Below are 17132 nucleotides of genomic sequence, written 5' to 3'. Positions count from 1 at the left end.
TGAATCACTGCCCTCCCCACCCTACAAAAATGCCAAAAGGTGACCCATGAGCTACCCATCCCTGAACTTTGCCCTCGGTGAAACCATCGACATGCTGCGCGATCAGGTCCAGTCCTTCGTCGCCAAGGAGATCGCCCCGCGCGCCGCTCAGATCGACATCGACAACCTGTTCCCCGCCGACCTGTGGCGCAAATTCGGCGACATGGGCCTGCTGGGCATCACCGTGCCGGAAGAGTACGGCGGTGCCGGCCTGGGTTACCTGGCGCACGTGGTCGCCATGGAAGAAATCAGCCGTGGCTCGGCCTCGGTCGCATTGTCCTACGGTGCTCACTCCAATCTCTGCGTCAACCAGATCAACCGCAACGGCAACCACGAACAGAAATCCAGGTACCTGCCCAAGCTGATCAGCGGCGAACACATCGGCGCCCTGGCCATGAGTGAACCGAACGCCGGTTCCGACGTGGTCTCGATGAAGCTGCGCGCCGACAAACGTGGCGACAAGTACGTGCTCAACGGCAGCAAGACCTGGATCACCAACGGTCCGGACGCCAACACCTACGTGATCTACGCCAAGACTGACCTGGAAAAAGGCCCACACGGCATCACTGCCTTCATCGTCGAACGTGACTGGAAAGGCTTCAGCCGCAGCAACAAGTTCGACAAGCTCGGCATGCGCGGTTCGAACACCTGCGAATTGTTCTTCGATGACGTCGAAGTGCCGCAGGAAAACATCCTCGGCGTGCTCAACGGCGGCGTGAAGGTACTGATGAGTGGCCTCGACTACGAGCGCGTCGTGCTGTCCGGCGGCCCGACCGGGATCATGCAGGCCTGCATGGACCTGATCGTGCCGTACATCCACGACCGCAAGCAGTTCGGCCAGAGCATCGGCGAATTCCAGCTGATCCAGGGCAAGGTCGCCGACATGTACACCCAGCTCAACGCCAGCCGCGCCTATCTCTATGCGGTGGCCCAGGCCTGCGAGCGCGGCGAGACCACCCGCAAGGACGCTGCCGGCGTGATCCTCTACAGCGCCGAGCGCGCCACGCAAATGGCCCTCGACGCGATCCAGATTCTCGGCGGCAACGGCTACATCAACGAATTCCCGGCTGGTCGTCTGTTGCGTGACGCCAAGCTGTACGAAATCGGCGCCGGTACCAGTGAGATCCGTCGCATGCTGATCGGGCGCGAACTGTTCAACGAAACCCGCTAAACGGAGCTGTCCATGGCTATCCTGCATACCCAGCTCAACCCCCGTTCAGCGGAGTTCGCGGCCAACAGCGCGGCGATGCTCAAACAGGTCGACGCCCTGCACACCCTGCTGGCCCAAGTGGCGCAAGGTGGCGGCCCGAAAGCGCAAGAACGCCACACCTCCCGCGGCAAACTGCTGCCCCGCGAGCGCATCAACCGTCTGCTCGACCCGGGTTCGCCGTTTCTGGAAATCAGCCAGCTGGCGGCCTACGAGGTGTACGGCGAAGACGTGCCTGCCGCCGGCGTGATTGCCGGGATCGGCCGGGTAGAAGGCGTCGAATGCATGATCGTCGCCAACGATGCCACGGTAAAAGGCGGCTCGTACTACCCGCTCACGGTGAAAAAGCACCTGCGCGCCCAGACGATTGCCCAGCAAAACCGCTTGCCGTGCATCTACCTGGTGGACTCGGGCGGCGCCAACCTGCCGCGCCAGGACGAAGTGTTTCCGGACCGCGAGCACTTCGGCCGGATCTTCTTCAACCAGGCCAACATGAGCGCAATGGGCATTGCGCAGATTGCCGTGGTCATGGGCTCCTGCACCGCGGGCGGCGCCTACGTACCGGCCATGGCCGACGAGGCGATCATGGTGCGCGAGCAGGCGACGATCTTCCTCGCCGGCCCACCGCTGGTGAAAGCCGCAACGGGCGAAGTGGTCAGCGCCGAAGACCTTGGCGGGGCCGATGTGCACTGCAAGATTTCCGGTGTGGCCGACCATTACGCCGAAAGTGATGAACATGCCCTGGCCCTGGCCCGGCGCAGCGTCGCCAATCTCAACTGGCGCAAGCAGGGTGAAGTGCAGCAACGCACCCCCATCGCCCCGCTCTATGCCAGCGACGAGTTGTACGGTGTGGTGCCGGCCGATGCCAAGCAACCGTTCGACGTGCGCGAAGTCATCGCGCGGCTGGTGGACGGTTCGGTGTTCGACGAGTTCAAGGCCTTGTTCGGGACGACATTGGTGTGCGGGTTTGCCTACCTGCACGGTTATCCGATCGCCATTCTCGCCAACAACGGCATCCTGTTCGCCGAAGCCGCGCAGAAAGGCGCGCACTTCATCGAGCTGGCGTGCCAGCGCGGTATCCCACTGTTGTTCCTGCAAAACATCACCGGCTTCATGGTCGGCCAGAAATATGAAGCCGGCGGCATCGCCAAGCACGGCGCGAAACTGGTGACCGCGGTGGCCTGTGCCAAGGTGCCGAAATTCACCGTGATCATCGGCGGCAGCTTCGGTGCCGGTAACTACGGTATGTGCGGCCGTGCCTACGATCCACGCTTCTTGTGGATGTGGCCGAATGCGCGCATCGGCGTGATGGGTGCCGAACAGGCGGCGGGCGTACTGGTGCAGGTCAAGCGCGAGCAGGCCGAGCGAGCCGGCCAGGGCTTCAGCGCCGAGCAGGAAGCCGAGATCAAGCAACCAATCCTCGACCAGTACGAAGAGCAGGGCCACCCCTACTACTCCAGCGCGCGCCTGTGGGATGACGGCGTCATCGACCCGGCCCAGACCCGCGACGTGCTGGCACTGGCCTTGTCCGCGTCGCTGAACGCGCCAATCGAATCGAGCCGCTTCGGCGTGTTCCGGATGTGATTTTCTGTGGGAGCGGGCTTGCTCGCGAAGGATTCGCCGCGGTTCATCTGATGCACCGCGTTATCGTTCTTCGCGAGCAAGCCCGCTCCCACAAGGACCGTGGAGACGGATGAATATGAGCGACTTCAACACCCTCGAACTGCTGACCGACCCTCGTGGCTTTGCCACGCTGTGGCTCAGCCGTGAAGAAAAGAACAACGCCTTCAACGCCGAGATGATCCGCGAACTGATCCTTGCCCTGGACAAAGTGGCCAGCGATGCCAGCCTGCGATTCCTGATCGTGCGTGGCCGTGGCAAACACTTCAGCGCGGGTGCCGACCTGGCCTGGATGCAGCAGTCGGCTGAACTCGACTACGCCACCAACCTCGACGACGCCCGGGAACTGGCGGAGCTGATGTACAACCTCGCCAAGCTGAAAGTCCCGACCCTGGCGGTGGTGCAAGGTGCAGCCTTCGGTGGCGCGCTGGGCCTGATCAGTTGCTGCGACATGGCCATTGGCGCCGATGACGCGCAGTTCTGCCTGTCGGAAGTGCGCATCGGCCTGGCGCCGGCGGTGATCAGCCCGTTCGTGGTGCAAGCCATCGGCGAGCGCGCGACGCGACGCTATGCCCTGACCGCCGAACGTTTCGGCGGCCAACGGGCACGGGAACTCGGCCTGCTGTCGGAGAGCTACCCGAGCGCCGAGCTGGAACAGAAAATCCAACAATGGATCGACAACCTGCTGCTCAACAGCCCCGCCGCCATGCGCGCCAGCAAGGACTTGCTGCGTGAAGTCGGCGACGGCACGTTGACTCCGTCCCTGCGTCGCTACACCGAGAACGCCATCGCCCGCATCCGCGTCAGCGCCGAAGGCCAGGAGGGCCTGCGCGCCTTCCTGCAAAAACGTCCGCCGAGCTGGCAAGCCGCAACCACCACCAAGGAGCCGCGTTGATGAGCGCACCCGTCCTCACTACCCTGCTGGTGGCCAACCGCGGCGAAATCGCCTGCCGGGTGATGCGCACCGCCAAGGCCCTGGGCCTGACCACCGTGGCCGTGCACAGCGCCACCGACCGCGATGCCCGGCATAGCCGTGAAGCCGACATACGTGTCGACCTGGGTGGCAGCAAGGCCGCTGACAGTTACCTGCAAATCGATAAACTGATCGCTGCGGCCAAGGCCAGCGGTGCCCAGGCGATCCATCCCGGTTACGGCTTCCTGTCCGAGAATGCCGGGTTCGCCCGCGCCATCGAAGAGGCGGGCCTGATCTTCCTCGGCCCGCCCGCCTCGGCCATCGACGCCATGGGCAGCAAATCCGCGGCCAAGGCCTTGATGGAAACCGCCGGCGTGCCGTTGGTTCCGGGCTATCACGGAGAAGCCCAGGACCTGGAAACCTTCCGCGCCGCCTGCGAACGCATCGGCTACCCCGTGCTGCTCAAGGCCACGGCCGGTGGTGGCGGCAAGGGCATGAAAGTGGTCGAGGACGTCAGCCAGCTGGCCGAAGCCCTCGCCTCGGCCCAGCGCGAAGCGCAATCGTCGTTCGGTGATTCGCGGATGCTGGTGGAAAAGTACCTGCTCAAACCCCGTCACGTGGAGATCCAGGTGTTCGCCGATCAGCACGGCAACTGCCTGTACCTCAACGAACGCGACTGCTCGATCCAGCGTCGGCACCAGAAAGTCGTCGAAGAAGCACCCGCCCCAGGCCTCAGCCCTGAACTGCGTCGCGCCATGGGCGAAGCGGCCGTGCGTTCGGCACAGGCGATCGGTTACGTCGGAGCTGGCACCGTGGAATTCCTGCTCGATGCCCGCGGCGAGTTCTTCTTCATGGAGATGAACACGCGCCTGCAGGTCGAACACCCGGTCACCGAAGCCATCACCGGCCTCGACCTGGTGGCCTGGCAGATCCGTGTGGCCCGTGGCGAAGCCTTGCCAATGACCCAGGAACAGGTGCCGCTGATCGGTCATGCGATTGAAGTGCGGTTGTACGCCGAAGATCCGGGCAATGACTTCCTGCCTGCAACAGGTCGCCTCGAGCTGTATCGCGAATCTGCGCCGGGTGCCGGTCGCCGGGTGGACAGCGGCGTTGAAGAAGGCGATGAGATTTCGCCCTTCTACGACCCGATGCTCGGCAAACTGATTGCCTGGGGCGAAGACCGCGAACAGGCGCGCCTGCGTTTGCTGAGCATGCTCGATGAGTTCGCCATCGGCGGGCTCAAGACCAACATCAACTTCCTGCGTCGAATCATCGCTCACCCGGCGTTTGCCCAGGCCGAACTCGATACCGGGTTCATCCCTCGTTACCAGGAACAGCTGCTGCCACAGCCGGCCGCGCTCAGCGACGACTTCTGGCAAGCCGCCGCCCAGGCATTTGCCCAGAGCCTGCACAGCACGGCGCGTGGCGATGATCCGAGCTCGCCATGGGCAATCGGCAACGGCCTGCGCGCCGGCTTGCCCGCGCAAATCACCCTGCACCTGAGTTGCGAGGGCCAGGATCGCGCGTTGACGCTGGGCAACTCCCAGTCCCACAGCGCACGCCTCACCGGCGAGCAGTTGCTGATCGATCACGATGGCGTGCGCCGCCAACACCGGGCGATCCGCCGCGGTGACTATGTATACCTGCAATGGGAAGGCGAACTGCGCCGCATCGAGACCTACGACCCGATCACGGCCGTTGAAGCCAGTCACAGTCATCACGGCGGGCTCACCGCCCCCATGAATGGCAGCATCGTGCGCGTGCTGGTGGAGGCCGGGCAATCGGTCGAGGCCGGGGCGCAACTGGTGGTGCTGGAAGCCATGAAGATGGAGCACAGCATCCGCGCCCCCCATGCCGGTGTGGTCAAGGCGCTGTATTGCCAGGAAGGCGAGATGGTCAGCGAAGGCAGTGCGCTGGTCGAACTGGAAGAAGCCTGACCACAAGGTCGGTCCTGCGCATGGCGCGGACCGGCCTGGCTAGAACTTCACGGTGGCCTGGACTACCACGCCGATGATTCGGCATTCTTCGGTGAACAGGCTTTTCGGATAGGTCGGATTGAGCGGGACCAGGTAACGCTGCCCGCCCTCTTCGCTCATCTTGCGGAAGATCGCCTCATTGCTGTCGGACCATTGCGCGATCACCAGTTTGCCCGGCACGGCTTCAACGTCCGGGTCCACCAGGATCAACATGCCCTCGGCTACGCTGGGGCCACTGGGTGCGGTCATGGCATCGCCAACCACCGTCAGCCAGAACGCCGCCCCCTGGGCGTGGTAGTCGGACAGTTCGAAACGGTACGGCGCCTGCTCCCCATCGCGCACCTGCGCGGTGTCCCGCCAGTCACTGACTGGGTAGCGAAAGTACGGGTTGTACTTTTGCGTCAGGCAAACCTCGTCGTCCTGTTCGTGCGCAGGCTCGCGAATCACCAGCGCCACTTCGAGAAAGCCCAGGCCCAGCGCCTGCAGGACACGATTCATGTCGTCGATGCCGGGCTGACGGCGTTTCGTCAACCAATGCCCGATGCCGCCCTGGGACATCCCGAGGCGGTCGGCGAGTATTTCCTGAGTGATCTTGAGCTCACTCATCTTGGCCTTGACCAATTCTATCCATTTATCCATGTGCGGCACGATACGTGGCGGCCCTCGCCCAACAAAACACAAAATGTAGTATTAATACTATTGTCACAAATACGTAACGTATTAGGATGAGTTCACGGACCTGAATTTATCACGGAGCTCGCTTTAATCATGAATATACCCAGCAATGACTTGCCCGACCTGCAAATCGATACGTCCCTCAACACCCCCCTGGGCTCCGCAGCCGCACAGCGAGCACTGGATTACTACTTGAAACCAGCTGTTGCAGAGGAAGGGGTGCAGGAGCATTTCTTTGACGTAAACCGTAACGTCAGTATCGAGGAAGCCCTGGTGCATGCTTCCGGGCTGCTACGTTGCGCCGCCGCCACTGCCTATGAGTCAGCGAGCCACCTGCACGGTTCGCATAGGGACCTGGCGCTCTCGACCGTGCATATGATCGACATGGCAAAGGCAATGGTGAACCGCTCCCTGGAGGGCGGCAAGAAACTCTAGCGAGAAGAGGCAGAAGCGAAGGGACAGGAAAGAATTTTCCTGGCGCGCAGGGAAAATCGTTTGACTTGCAAACGAGAATGATTATTATTGCACCAGCTGGTCGCGAGATCAGTCGATGGACCAGGTGACCTTAGGTCGGTCTCCTGGACTATCTCCTCATCAGGCTAATCACGGTTTTTGACCCGGCTTTTTGCCGGGTCTTTTTTTTGCCAGTTATCTGGCTTATGGCTTCAGGCTAATGAAGTCTGTAAGTGTCGCAAATTCAATGGCGCGGATCATATCAAAAGAATATCAGTTGGCAAGAGAAGCCTCATGGCATTGGGGCAAACTGATGGCAAAATAGCACTTGAGAATCAATCGCATAATCTCTAAGCTGCGACGGCGTCAGGGAAGACGCCCCCCTCAGATTATCAAAACACGGCGATATGCGCGTCCGCACGCGGCTCGGTCCCGCCACACAACACGCCGGTTTCAGGGTCGCGCAGGATGATTTGGCCACGCCCGTAACTCGTCCGATCACACACCACCTGCACTTCGTGCCCGCGACGTGCCAGTGCCGCCGCCATGTCTCGCGAAGCGTCCTGCTCGATGCCTACCTTCATTTCGCCCAACCACTGCCAGCGCGGCGCATCCAGAGCCGCTTGTGGGTTGAGCCCGAAATCCACCAGGTTCATGACCATCTGCACGTGCCCCTGGGGCTGCATGTAACCACCCATCACGCCAAAAGGTCCCAGCGCCTCGCCGTCCTTGGTAAGAAACCCGGGAATGATGGTGTGAAAGGTCTTTTTCCCGGGTGCCAGGCAATTGGCGTGACCCGGATCAAGGCTGAACTCCTCACCGCGGTTTTGCAGGGCGATGCCGCTGTCCGGCAACACCACGCCGGAGCCGAAACCGTGATAGTTGCTCTGGATGAATGAAACCATATTGCCGTCGGCGTCGGCGGTCGCCAGGTAGACCGTGCCACTGGCATGGGGGTCGCCCGGTTGTGGTGCCGCCGCGCGTTCGCCGATCTGGGCCCGGCGCTGGCTGGCATAGGCGTCGCTCAGCAAGTCGTCCACTGCCACCCGCATGTGCTGCGGGTCGGTGATGTAGTGCAAGCCATCGCTGTAGGCGAGCTTCATGGCTTCGAGCTGACGGTGCCAGGTCTGTTGGCTGTCACGGTGGTCGAACGCGAAACCTTCGAGAATCTTCAGCGTCATCAAGGCCACGAGCCCCTGGCCGCTCGGTGGAATCTCCCAGACGTCGACGCCGCGGTAGTTGACCTTGATCGGCTCGACCCACTGGGCGCGATAGTCTTGCAGATCACTGGCGCGCAGATAGCCGCCCGTGGCGCGCGAATGGGCGTCCAGTCGTTGCGCCAGCGCGCCGCGATAAAAGCTTTCACAACCGGTGGCCGCCAGTTCGCTCAAGGTGCGTGCCTGGGCCGGATTGCGAAACAGCTCGCCGGCGCGCGGTGCGCGGCCATCGATCAGAAAGGTGTCGAACCAGCTTTCAAGCACGTCCTGACGATCCGGGGTGAAGTCTTCCAGCGCGGTTTGCCACTGCAACGCAACCACCGGCGACACCGGAAAACCATCCCGCGCCAGGCTGATCGCTGGCTGCAACAAATCCGTAAAAGGCAGGCGACCGAAACGCGTGGACAACTCTGCCCAGGCGGAGGGACAACCCGGCACGGTCACGGGTGTCCAGCCATGCAGCGGCATTTTTTCGTGGCCGGCCGCCTTCACCGCCTCGATGCTCAGGGCTTGCGGGGCTGCTCCGTTGGCGTTCAGGCCGTGCAGTTTGTTTTGCGTCCAGACCAACGCAAAGGCGTCGCCGCCAATCCCGCAACCGGTGGGCTCGACCACCGTCAGGGCCGCGGCCGTGGCAATGGCGGCATCGATGGCATTGCCGCCGCGACGCATGATTTCAATGCCGGCTTCGGCGGCCAATGGCTGTGAGGCGGCGACCATGCCGCGCTTGGCAAAGACACTTTGACGTTGTGAGGCGTAGGGATACTCATGGGCAGAAAACTTGAACATGGCAGGACTCACACAAATGGGTTGGATGGGCTCAAAGCACGCGACTGAGAAACGCACGGGTACGGGCGTGCCTGGGCTGGCTGAAAATCTGCTCGGGCGGCCCCTGCTCGATCAGTTCACCCTGATCGAGCACCACCACCCGGTCGGCCACCTCGCGGGCAAACCCCATTTCGTGGGTGACCACGACCATGGTCATGCCCTCCTCGGCCAACTCCTTCATCACTTGCAATACTTCGCCGACCGTTTCCGGGTCCAGGGCACTGGTGGGTTCATCGAACAGCATCGCCTGGGGTTTCATGGCCAGCGCCCGGGCAATGGCCACCCGCTGCTGCTGGCCACCTGACAACATCGACGGGTAGTGATCGGCCTTCTCCGCCAAGCCGACGCGCTTGAGCAGCGCCCTCGCCTGTTCAAGCGCCGCCGCGCGCGCTACACCAAGCACCTGGATCGGCGCTTCGATGATGTTTTCCAGGGCGGTCATGTGCGGGAACAGGTTGAAGCGCTGGAACACCATGCCGATGTCCCGGCGCTGGCGCGCAATGTTGCGTTCCGAATCCCGGGCCAGGCTGCCATCGGCCCGGGTGCGATAGCCCATGGGCCGACCGCCGACACGGATCTGCCCGGACTGGATCTCTTCCAGCAGGTTGATGCAGCGGATAAAGGTGGTTTTGCCGGAACCGGAGGCGCCGATCAGCACCACCACTTCACCGCGTTTCACTTGCAGGGAAATGCCCTTGAGAATTTCCAGGTCACCGAAAGACTTGTGAATATCCAGCGCCTCGATGACCAGTTCTTCACTCATGTGTGCCATCTCAACGCCCCCTCAACAGTTTCATGGTGTTGCGGCCGAACATCCGGCTGGCGGCCGGGGCCGGACGATCGGACTGGCCGAAGCGCTGTTCCAGCCAGCGCTGGAAAAAGCCCCACAGGGTGGTCAATGCCAGGAAGTAGATTGCGACGACCAGGTACAGCTCGAACACGCGGAACGTCGCCGAGGTCACCATTTGCGTGCTAAGCAGCAGCTCCTGCACCCCGATGACGCTGACCAGCGTGGTGTTCTTCAGCATCACGTTGAACTCGTTGCCCAGTGGCGGCACGATCACCCGGAATGCCTGGGGCAGGACGATGCGCCGCATCAACTTGGCAAAGGTCATGCCCAGCGAACGCCCGGCTTCGTATTGCCCCTTGTCCACCGCACCGATACCGGCGCGGATGATCTCCGCCATGTACGCGCCTTCATTCAGGCCCAGGGCGATGATCGCCGCCTGGATGTTGCCCGGCACGATGAACCAGCCGAGGTCCAGGTCTTCAAAGCGGAATATCCCCCCCGCCGCCAATGCCGTGTACAGAAAGACGATCTGCACCAGCAATGGCGTGCCGCGCATCAGCCAGACATACAGCCGCACCGGGTACTGCAACAACGGGTTACTCGACAGCTTCATCAACGCCGCGACCAGCCCCAGCACGCAACCGAGCAACATCGCCGACACGCTGATCAGGCAGGTCAGCCACAGCCCCGTCAGGTAGACATCGCTGGGCTGCAACAGGTACTGCCAGAACACTTCCCAATTGAAATTCATTCGGTTTGTCCTCAGTCCAGTTTGTCACCGTCGACATGCCATTTACTGAGGAGCGCGGCGTAACTGCCGTCGGCGCGCATGCCTTGCAGGACTTCGTTCAACGCCACAGTCAACTGCGGGTCGCTTTTACGCACCCCGAAGCCGGTGAGAATGCGGTTGAACGCCGGGACCGCCGACTGGAACAGATCCGGTGCGAGTTGTTGATAATGGCCGGCGGATTCGACCGTGGTGCCGAAAGCGTCCACCTGATTGATGCGCAAGGCCTGGAACGCATCGGCGTCGACGTTGTACACCACCAGTTTCATCGGCGCCTTGCCGGCCGCTTCGAGTTTTTCGTTTTCCTTGCCCAGCAGTACCCGGATCGTCGAACCGTTGCTGACCGCCACCTTGAGCCCGGACAAATCCTCCAGGGCAGTCACCGCTTTCGGGTTGCCCTTGGGCACCACGATGGATTGGCTGGAGTACATGAAGTTGACGATGTCGATCACCTCGCGGCGCTCGGGCTTGTCGAACAACTGATCGACGATCATGTCGCACTGCTGCGCCAGCAGCGCCGGGATCAGCCCGGCAAAAGGCGAAATACGCCACTCGACCTTCTTGTCACCCAGGCGCTGGGCAATCGCTTCGCCCATGTCGACCTGCAGCCCCACCGGCTTTTGCTTCATGTCGAACGACACCAGCGGAGGGGAATCCATGCCAGAGCAATAAACGATCTTCTCGCTCTTGCTCAATCGCTCGGGCAACTCGGGGGCGGCGAACGCCCATTGCGAACACAGACTCAAGGTGAACACGGCAACTAACGCGCAAGGCTTGTGCATGGGCATGACTCCAGTTGGCTGCAAGGGTGCCCCCTGTAGGAGCTGGCTGGCCAGCGATTGGCTCTTGAGTCTTGCTTCGCTCATTCGGCCGCCATCGCCGGCAAGCCGGCTCCTACAGGGAGGTGGGGTATCTGCTTTATTGGTGGGCTTCGAGGAATTGAATGAGTCGAGGAATGGTGCCCTCGATGTGCTCGCAAACCACCGCGGCCGCCTTGTCCGGAACGCCACTGCGCAATGCGGTAATGATCGAGGCGTGCTCGTCCCGGGCGCTGCGGGGTTTGTCGGCGTGTTGCAGCCACAGGCGCATGTGCGGCTCGATCACCGAATACAGCGCCGATATCTGGCGCATCAGGCGCGGGCGCTCACTCAGGCTGCACAGGTATTCGTGAAAGGCCCGATGGCGGCTGACCCACTCGGCACCGTCGTCCCGGAAGTCGTCCATCTCGTCGAGCAGGCGGTCGAGATGGCTGAAATGGCGCTCGGTGATTTTCGCAACCGCGACCCGGATGGCGAGGCCTTCAAGGGCGCTGCGCATCTCGAAGACTTCACGCATTTCCTCGATGTTGAGACCGCGCACGATTGCGCCGCGATTGGGCCGCAACGTCACCAGGCCATCGGCATCCAGGCGCCGAAACGCCTCGCGCACCGGCATGCGGCTCATGCCGATTTCACCGGCGATGTCCTCGGCGATCAGGCGCTCGCCTGTGCGGTAACGGCCTTTGCAAATGGCTTCCAGAAGAAAGTTGTAGGCCTCCTCTTCAGCGGTCACGGGCTGGCGCTCGGTGTAGACAGGGGCAAATTTCATCGGTGCTCCTTTTGTATATTTGTATCCAATTATCCATATATCCAAAAAAGCACATTGCATGCCAGTTTTCACTCGCCTCATGCAGGTAGCTGATTGGATTGAAGTATTGACGTATGGGAGGGCCTGCTCCCGCCATGTGGGTGCGTAGCAAGCGAGTTGAAATGCCCCAAGTTGTCACCTGACGGCCACAATGAGGTGCGCGGGGTAACACGACAGAAAAACAAACCGCAGCAGGCCGGGTGAAACGATTTGTCCGCGCTGCTAACCCTCTACGCTTGCGTGTAAAGTAGCCGCCATAAAAACTCAATCAGGAACCCTGACCGTGGCCAAATCCTCACTCGAAATCAGTGCCAACTTTGACAGCGGCAACATCCAGGTCATCGATGTCAGCGACCCGCTCAAGCCCCTGCTGGCCATCCGCCCCGATACCAAAAGCAATCATTTCCAGTGGTTCCACTTCAAGGCCAGCGGCCTGCATGTCGGCCAGGACCATTGGTTTCGCCTGAACAATGCCAGCCAGTCTTCCTACAACAAGGCCTGGACCGGTTATCAGGCGGTGGCGTCCTACGACCACGTCAACTGGTTCCGCGTGCCGACCATTTTCGAAGGCGACTGCCTGCGTTTCAGCCTTGAAGCTGAACAGACCCACGCCTGGTTCGCCTACTTCGAACCCTACAGCCGAGGTCGCCACGACTGGTTGATCGAGCAGGCGCTGAGCAAGGCCGGCACTGAACTGCTGGCCACCGGCAAGAGTGTCGAAGGTCGCGACATTCAACTGCTGCGCAAAGGCACCGGCACCGAAGGCCAGCGCAAGGTGTGGATCATCGCCCAGCAACATCCCGGCGAACACATGGCAGAGTGGTTCATGGAGGGTGTGATCGAGCGCCTGGAAAAAAACGACGACCCGGTGCTGAATAAACTATTGGCGAGCGCCGACCTGTACCTGGTGCCGAACATGAACCCGGACGGTGCCTTCCACGGTCACCTGCGCACCAATGCCATGGGCCAGGACCTGAACCGCGCCTGGCAGAGTGCGAGCCAGGAACTCAGCCCGGAAGTCTTTTTCGTCCAGCAGCAAATGGAGAAGTACGGCGTCGACCTGTTCCTCGACATCCATGGTGACGAGGAAATCCCTCACGTGTTCACCGCCGGTTGCGAAGGCAATCCAGGCTACACGCCGCGGATCGAAAAACTTGAGGAGCATTTCCGCAGCCATCTGAAACACACCACCAAGGACTTCCAGACCAAGCACGGCTACACCCGCGACGAACCGGGCCAGGCGAACATGACCCTGGCGTGCAACAGCGTTGGCCAGAAGTACGACTGCCTGTCGCTGACCCTGGAAATGCCGTTCAAGGATCATGATGATCATCCGAATCCGTTGACTGGGTGGTCGGGCAAACGCTCGAAGCAGTTGGGTAAGGATGTGTTGACCACGGTGGCTGATATGGTTGATTCGTTGCGTTGATTCAAGATCAAAAGATCGCAGCCTGCAGTAGCTCCTGCAGGGGTTCACCGCGCAGGCTGCGATCTTTTAGTGCTTCGATCAACCGCGATCCTTGCCTCGCAACATGCTGTCCAGCACCTCATCACGCCGCACCCAACCATGAAACAACGCCGCCGCCAGGTGCAGCAACACGGTCAGGAACAGCAGATACGCCAGATACCCGTGAGCCTTGCGCAAGAAGGCGAACACCTGCGCATTCGCCGGCACGATCGATGGCAACTGCAATGAACTGCTGAGCATCACCGGTTCGCCCGACGCCGAGATCATTGCCCAGCCCAGCAACGGCAAAATCAGCATCAAGGCGTACAGCAGGACGTGCGATGCCTTGGCCGCCAGCACTTGCCAGCCTGGGAGGTCGGTTGGCAGCGGCGGTTGTTGTGTCGAAAAACGCACCGCCAGGCGCACGATCACCAGCAGCAGGATGGCGATGCCCAATGGCTTGTGCAGGTGAATCAGCCATTCATGACGCTCGGACACCGAGGCGACCATGCCGGCGCCGATAAACAGCATGGCGATAACCATGAGTGCCATCAGCCAGTGCAGCAGGCGCGCCAGGGGTGCGAAATGCTTCGGTTGAGTGCTCATTGCTGGGCCTCCTGCTTGGCGGCGGGCAATTGGCTGACTTCGCTGGTGCGACGCAGGTAGGAATTGGAATAACCGGCCGAACGAGCGGCGAGCAACGGGTCGTCGGAACCTTCGATCCCGGCAGGCAACACCAGCGGATCGTAGTTGATGTCGCGGCATTCGCCGCTGAGTTGCGGCTGGGTGCTTTCAAGGACCAGGGTCCCGGCGTTCAACACTTTGCGCCCTTCTGGCCAAGCCTTGCTGGCATCGTTGACCGGATCGCCGGGGTTGGCCAGGATAATGTTCAATTGCCAACGCAGCGGCCCTGCGGCGATGCGCTGGACCAGATCCTTCTCCAGGAAATCATTGCCCTGCGGCGCTGTGGCACCCGGCGCGTCCTGGGCCACCGGCACCATGCTCCAGCGCACCGCTTGCCGTTGTCCTGCGGCGTTCACCAGGTAAAACGCATTGACGCTGTTGTAGGTTTCCGTGACGTAGCTGGCAGACGGTTTGGCGGTCTTGATCCAGGCCAGGAACGGCGCGGATTCCGGATGCGAACCGAAGAATGCGGGCACCGCGGCGGGGTCCGGTTTACCGGTCGCCGGAACCGGCGACTGGGCTTGCTGCAATTGATAGAACGCCTCGGGCGTGCCCACCGGGAACACCGGCATGCTGTTCATCCCGGTGCGCCATTGCTGGCCGTTGGCCTGGGTGAACCGCAAGGCCATGCTGCGGATCGGCACCGCGCTGTCCGGTGCATAGGGGTTGCCCGCAGGCAAGGCAAACCGACCAACCACGGGCGTGCGTGCCTCATTGAACACTTGCGCGCTGGAATAGCTGCGCGCCTCGCCACTGCTCTCGAAATGGCCGATCACGCACACGCCCTTGGAATGATTGCGGCGGAAGCCCGGGTGCACGCCGTTGTTGGTTTCCAGCACATTGATCAGCTTCTTCGGCGTAAGACGCTGTGGGTCAAAGGTGCCGTTGACGTAGGCAAACGCCCCAGCCACTGCAGCAACGACCACGGCAATACCCGTCAGGCGCAGTATCAGGCTCGCGCCACTCAAGGGAGGCCGGGTTGGCGGTGATGATCGATCTACCATGAAAGACTCCAGGGCCATCGGCCACAAGTGAGAAGAATCAAGCAGACGAACCGCGCACCGGTTTATTCCCGGGTGCGGTGTTTATTTTTTCAGGTGTGGAATAACCTTGAATGCCGGGCGTCTTCCTAGTCCACAGCGTAGTGACTAGCCAGAATTTCATGAACGATATCGACGAACAGCTCAGAGAAATCATTCCCCGGTTGCGCCGATTTGCCCTGTCATTGGCGCGTAACCCCAGCAGCGCCGACGACCTGGTGCAGTCCTGCCTGGAGCGCGCGCTGTCGAGTTGGGGCGACAGGCGCGTTGATGGCGACTTGCGCGCCTGGCTGTTCTCGATCCTGTATCGACAGTTTCTCGATGCCCACCGCCGTACACGACGCTATGCGCGAATGCTCGAATTCTTTACCGGACGCGATGATGCGCAGCCTTCCGTAGAGCGCACCGTCATCGCCCAATCAACCCTCGATGCCTTCGATCGACTGCCCACCGAACAGCGCGCGCTGCTGCTGTGGGTGTCGGTGGAAGGCCTGAGCTACAAAGAGGTCGCCGAGATTCTCGACGTCCCCACCGGCACCGTGATGTCCCGCCTGTCCCGGGCTCGCCAGGCCCTGCGCCAACTCAGCGACGGCGAAATCAACCGCCCTTCCCTGCGGAGACTCAAATGATCAGCATGCCCCCCAGCGAGCGCGACCTGCACGCTTACGTCGACCATCAGCTCGGCGAGGAAGACCGGCGTCTGGTGGAGACTTTCCTGGCCAGTAACCCACAGGTAGCCGCGCAGGTTCGTGGTTGGCAGCAAGATGCCCAGCACCTTCGTGCGGCCCTCGGCGCCGCCTTGCAGCAGCCGGCCAACCCCGACCTTGATCCGGCCGTCATTCGCCAACGCATAAAGCGCCAGTCCCGTCGCCATCTGGCCAGCGCCGCGGTGTTGCTGATGGCGGTCAGCGTCGGTGGGTTCGGCGGTTGGCAGGCGCGTGAGATGTCCCTCGCCGCCGCCCCGGCACCGATGACCGACGCCCTGCAGGCCTATCGCCTGATTGCCCAGCAAGGCATCCTGCCGGCTGATTACAAGGCCGGCGACAACGGTGACATGCAAGGCTGGCTCGACCGTTATTTCACCCAGGCCAATCGCCTGCCGGACTTGTCGGGCGCCGGATTCAAACCGGCCAGCGGGCGCTTGCTCAGCACCGAGCAAGGACCGGCGGCGATGGTGGTCTACGAGAACCTGGGCGGGCAGAAGATCAGCTTCTACGTGCGCCCACCGGGCCCGAAGAACTTCCTGCTGCCACGGGGCAGTCGCCGCGATGGCGGGTTGCAGGCCGAGTATTGGTCCGGTAGCGGGTATAACTACGCGATGGTCAGCCCGGCGGATACGCCGGCGGCGCAGATGCTCAGGCAGACCGTGCAATTCTGACTACACCACAAATCCCTGTAGGCGCTGGCTTGCCAGCGAAGGCGTCCTTCCCGTCAACAACGATGCTGCCTGATCCACCGCTTTCGCTGGCAAGCCAGCTCCTACAGGGTTGCGTGGCGGTTTAGAAATCGCGCTTGTAGAAGATGTCCAGCGAACTGGCCACGCCACCGGCGGCTTCCAGGTAAACATGCGATGGTCAGGCAGACGGTACAATTCTGACCACACCACAAATCCCTGTAGGAGCTGGCTTGCCAGCGAAGGCGTCCTTCCCGTCAACAACGATGCTGCCTGATCCACCGCTTTCGCTGGCAAGCCAGCTCCTACAGGGGGTTGCATGGCGGTTTAGAAATCCCGTTTGTAGAAGATGTCCAGCGAACTGGCCACGCCACCGGCGGCTTCCAGGTAAACATGCGATGCTCAGGCAGACGGTACAATTCTGACCACACCACAAATCC

General features: G+C 61.7%; 16 protein-coding genes. 8 read left to right on the top strand and 8 right to left on the bottom strand.

Features of this window, described 5'->3' with window-relative positions; translation table 11 throughout:
- Positions 1–46 precede the first annotated feature (46 nt).
- The 4 genes from NQL71_RS23240 to NQL71_RS23225 all read left to right on the top strand — a co-directional run bounded on the left by NQL71_RS23240 (position 47) and on the right by NQL71_RS23225 (position 5716).
- Positions 47–1210 (top strand): isovaleryl-CoA dehydrogenase, encoded by a 1164-nt coding sequence (locus NQL71_RS23240; protein ID WP_166619464.1) that lies wholly within the window; start codon positions 47–49, stop codon positions 1208–1210.
- 12 nt (positions 1211–1222) lie between these two features.
- Positions 1223–2830, top strand: coding sequence for a carboxyl transferase domain-containing protein (locus NQL71_RS23235; RefSeq protein WP_274643361.1), 1608 nt, complete (start codon positions 1223–1225; stop codon positions 2828–2830).
- 115 nt (positions 2831–2945) lie between these two features.
- Positions 2946–3761: a gamma-carboxygeranoyl-CoA hydratase gene (locus NQL71_RS23230; RefSeq protein ID WP_046815546.1), complete on the top strand. Its 816-nt coding sequence runs from the start codon at positions 2946–2948 to the stop codon at positions 3759–3761.
- The gene (locus tag NQL71_RS23225) at positions 3761–5716 is read left to right on the top strand and encodes an acetyl/propionyl/methylcrotonyl-CoA carboxylase subunit alpha (protein WP_274643360.1); all 1956 of its coding nucleotides are present in this window, start codon (positions 3761–3763) and stop codon (positions 5714–5716) included. Before NQL71_RS23230 ends, NQL71_RS23225 begins: the two co-directional genes overlap by 1 nt.
- Before the next feature lie 39 nt (positions 5717–5755).
- Here the strand turns inward: NQL71_RS23225 and NQL71_RS23220 are convergent, their stop codons facing one another.
- A complete protein-coding gene (locus tag NQL71_RS23220) occupies positions 5756–6394 on the bottom strand; it encodes a LexA family protein (RefSeq protein ID WP_077182719.1) in 639 nt (212 codons plus the stop codon).
- Positions 6395–6523: 129 nt separating this feature from the next.
- Here NQL71_RS23220 and NQL71_RS23215 point away from each other — a divergent pair, with 129 nt between their 5' ends.
- Positions 6524–6865 (top strand): DUF6124 family protein, encoded by a 342-nt coding sequence (locus NQL71_RS23215; protein ID WP_046815549.1) that lies wholly within the window; start codon positions 6524–6526, stop codon positions 6863–6865.
- 410 nt (positions 6866–7275) lie between these two features.
- Here the strand turns inward: NQL71_RS23215 and NQL71_RS23210 are convergent, their stop codons facing one another.
- The 5 genes from NQL71_RS23210 to NQL71_RS23190 form a co-directional block, all read right to left on the bottom strand.
- Positions 7276–8886 (bottom strand): gamma-glutamyltransferase family protein, encoded by a 1611-nt coding sequence (locus NQL71_RS23210; RefSeq protein ID WP_274643359.1) that lies wholly within the window; start codon positions 8884–8886, stop codon positions 7276–7278.
- A 31-nt stretch (positions 8887–8917) separates the two neighbouring features.
- Positions 8918–9697, bottom strand: a complete 780-nt coding sequence (locus NQL71_RS23205) for an amino acid ABC transporter ATP-binding protein (RefSeq protein ID WP_046815551.1) — start codon at positions 9695–9697, stop codon at positions 8918–8920.
- Between the two features lies 1 nt (position 9698).
- Complete coding sequence (locus NQL71_RS23200; protein ID WP_046815552.1) at positions 9699–10466, bottom strand: amino acid ABC transporter permease; 768 nt, start codon at positions 10464–10466, stop codon at positions 9699–9701.
- Positions 10467–10477: 11 nt separating this feature from the next.
- Positions 10478–11284: an ABC transporter substrate-binding protein gene (locus NQL71_RS23195; protein ID WP_046815553.1), complete on the bottom strand. Its 807-nt coding sequence runs from the start codon at positions 11282–11284 to the stop codon at positions 10478–10480.
- Between the two features lie 136 nt (positions 11285–11420).
- Positions 11421–12089, bottom strand: a complete 669-nt coding sequence (locus NQL71_RS23190; protein ID WP_274643358.1) for a GntR family transcriptional regulator — start codon at positions 12087–12089, stop codon at positions 11421–11423.
- A 316-nt stretch (positions 12090–12405) separates the two neighbouring features.
- Here NQL71_RS23190 and NQL71_RS23185 point away from each other — a divergent pair, with 316 nt between their 5' ends.
- On the top strand, positions 12406–13557 hold the full coding sequence (locus tag NQL71_RS23185; RefSeq protein WP_274643449.1) for a M14 family metallopeptidase: 1152 nt from the start codon (positions 12406–12408) through the stop codon (positions 13555–13557).
- A gap of 78 nt (positions 13558–13635) precedes the next feature.
- Here NQL71_RS23185 and NQL71_RS23180 read toward each other — a convergent pair whose 3' ends face one another.
- Together NQL71_RS23180 and NQL71_RS23175 are read right to left on the bottom strand one after the other, a co-directional pair.
- Positions 13636–14181, bottom strand: coding sequence for a cytochrome b (locus tag NQL71_RS23180; protein WP_046815556.1), 546 nt, complete (start codon positions 14179–14181; stop codon positions 13636–13638).
- On the bottom strand, positions 14178–15263 hold the full coding sequence (locus tag NQL71_RS23175) for a catalase family peroxidase (protein WP_274643357.1): 1086 nt from the start codon (positions 15261–15263) through the stop codon (positions 14178–14180). The genes NQL71_RS23180 and NQL71_RS23175 overlap by 4 nt, the downstream gene beginning before the upstream one ends.
- Positions 15264–15421: 158 nt before the next feature.
- Here NQL71_RS23175 and NQL71_RS23170 point away from each other — a divergent pair, with 158 nt between their 5' ends.
- The gene (locus tag NQL71_RS23170) at positions 15422–15928 is read left to right on the top strand and encodes an RNA polymerase sigma factor (RefSeq protein ID WP_046815558.1); all 507 of its coding nucleotides are present in this window, start codon (positions 15422–15424) and stop codon (positions 15926–15928) included.
- The gene (locus NQL71_RS23165) at positions 15925–16677 is read left to right on the top strand and encodes an anti-sigma factor family protein (RefSeq protein ID WP_274643356.1); all 753 of its coding nucleotides are present in this window, start codon (positions 15925–15927) and stop codon (positions 16675–16677) included. The genes NQL71_RS23170 and NQL71_RS23165 overlap by 4 nt, the downstream gene beginning before the upstream one ends.
- Positions 16678–17132: the final 455 nt, after the last annotated feature.

The organism is Pseudomonas serbica (assembly GCF_028823535.1).
GTDB classification, from domain to species: Bacteria; Pseudomonadota; Gammaproteobacteria; order Pseudomonadales; family Pseudomonadaceae; genus Aquipseudomonas; species Aquipseudomonas serbica.
The sequence above is the reverse complement of the archived record's forward strand: the minus strand, read 5'-3'. Positions and strand labels throughout refer to the sequence as shown.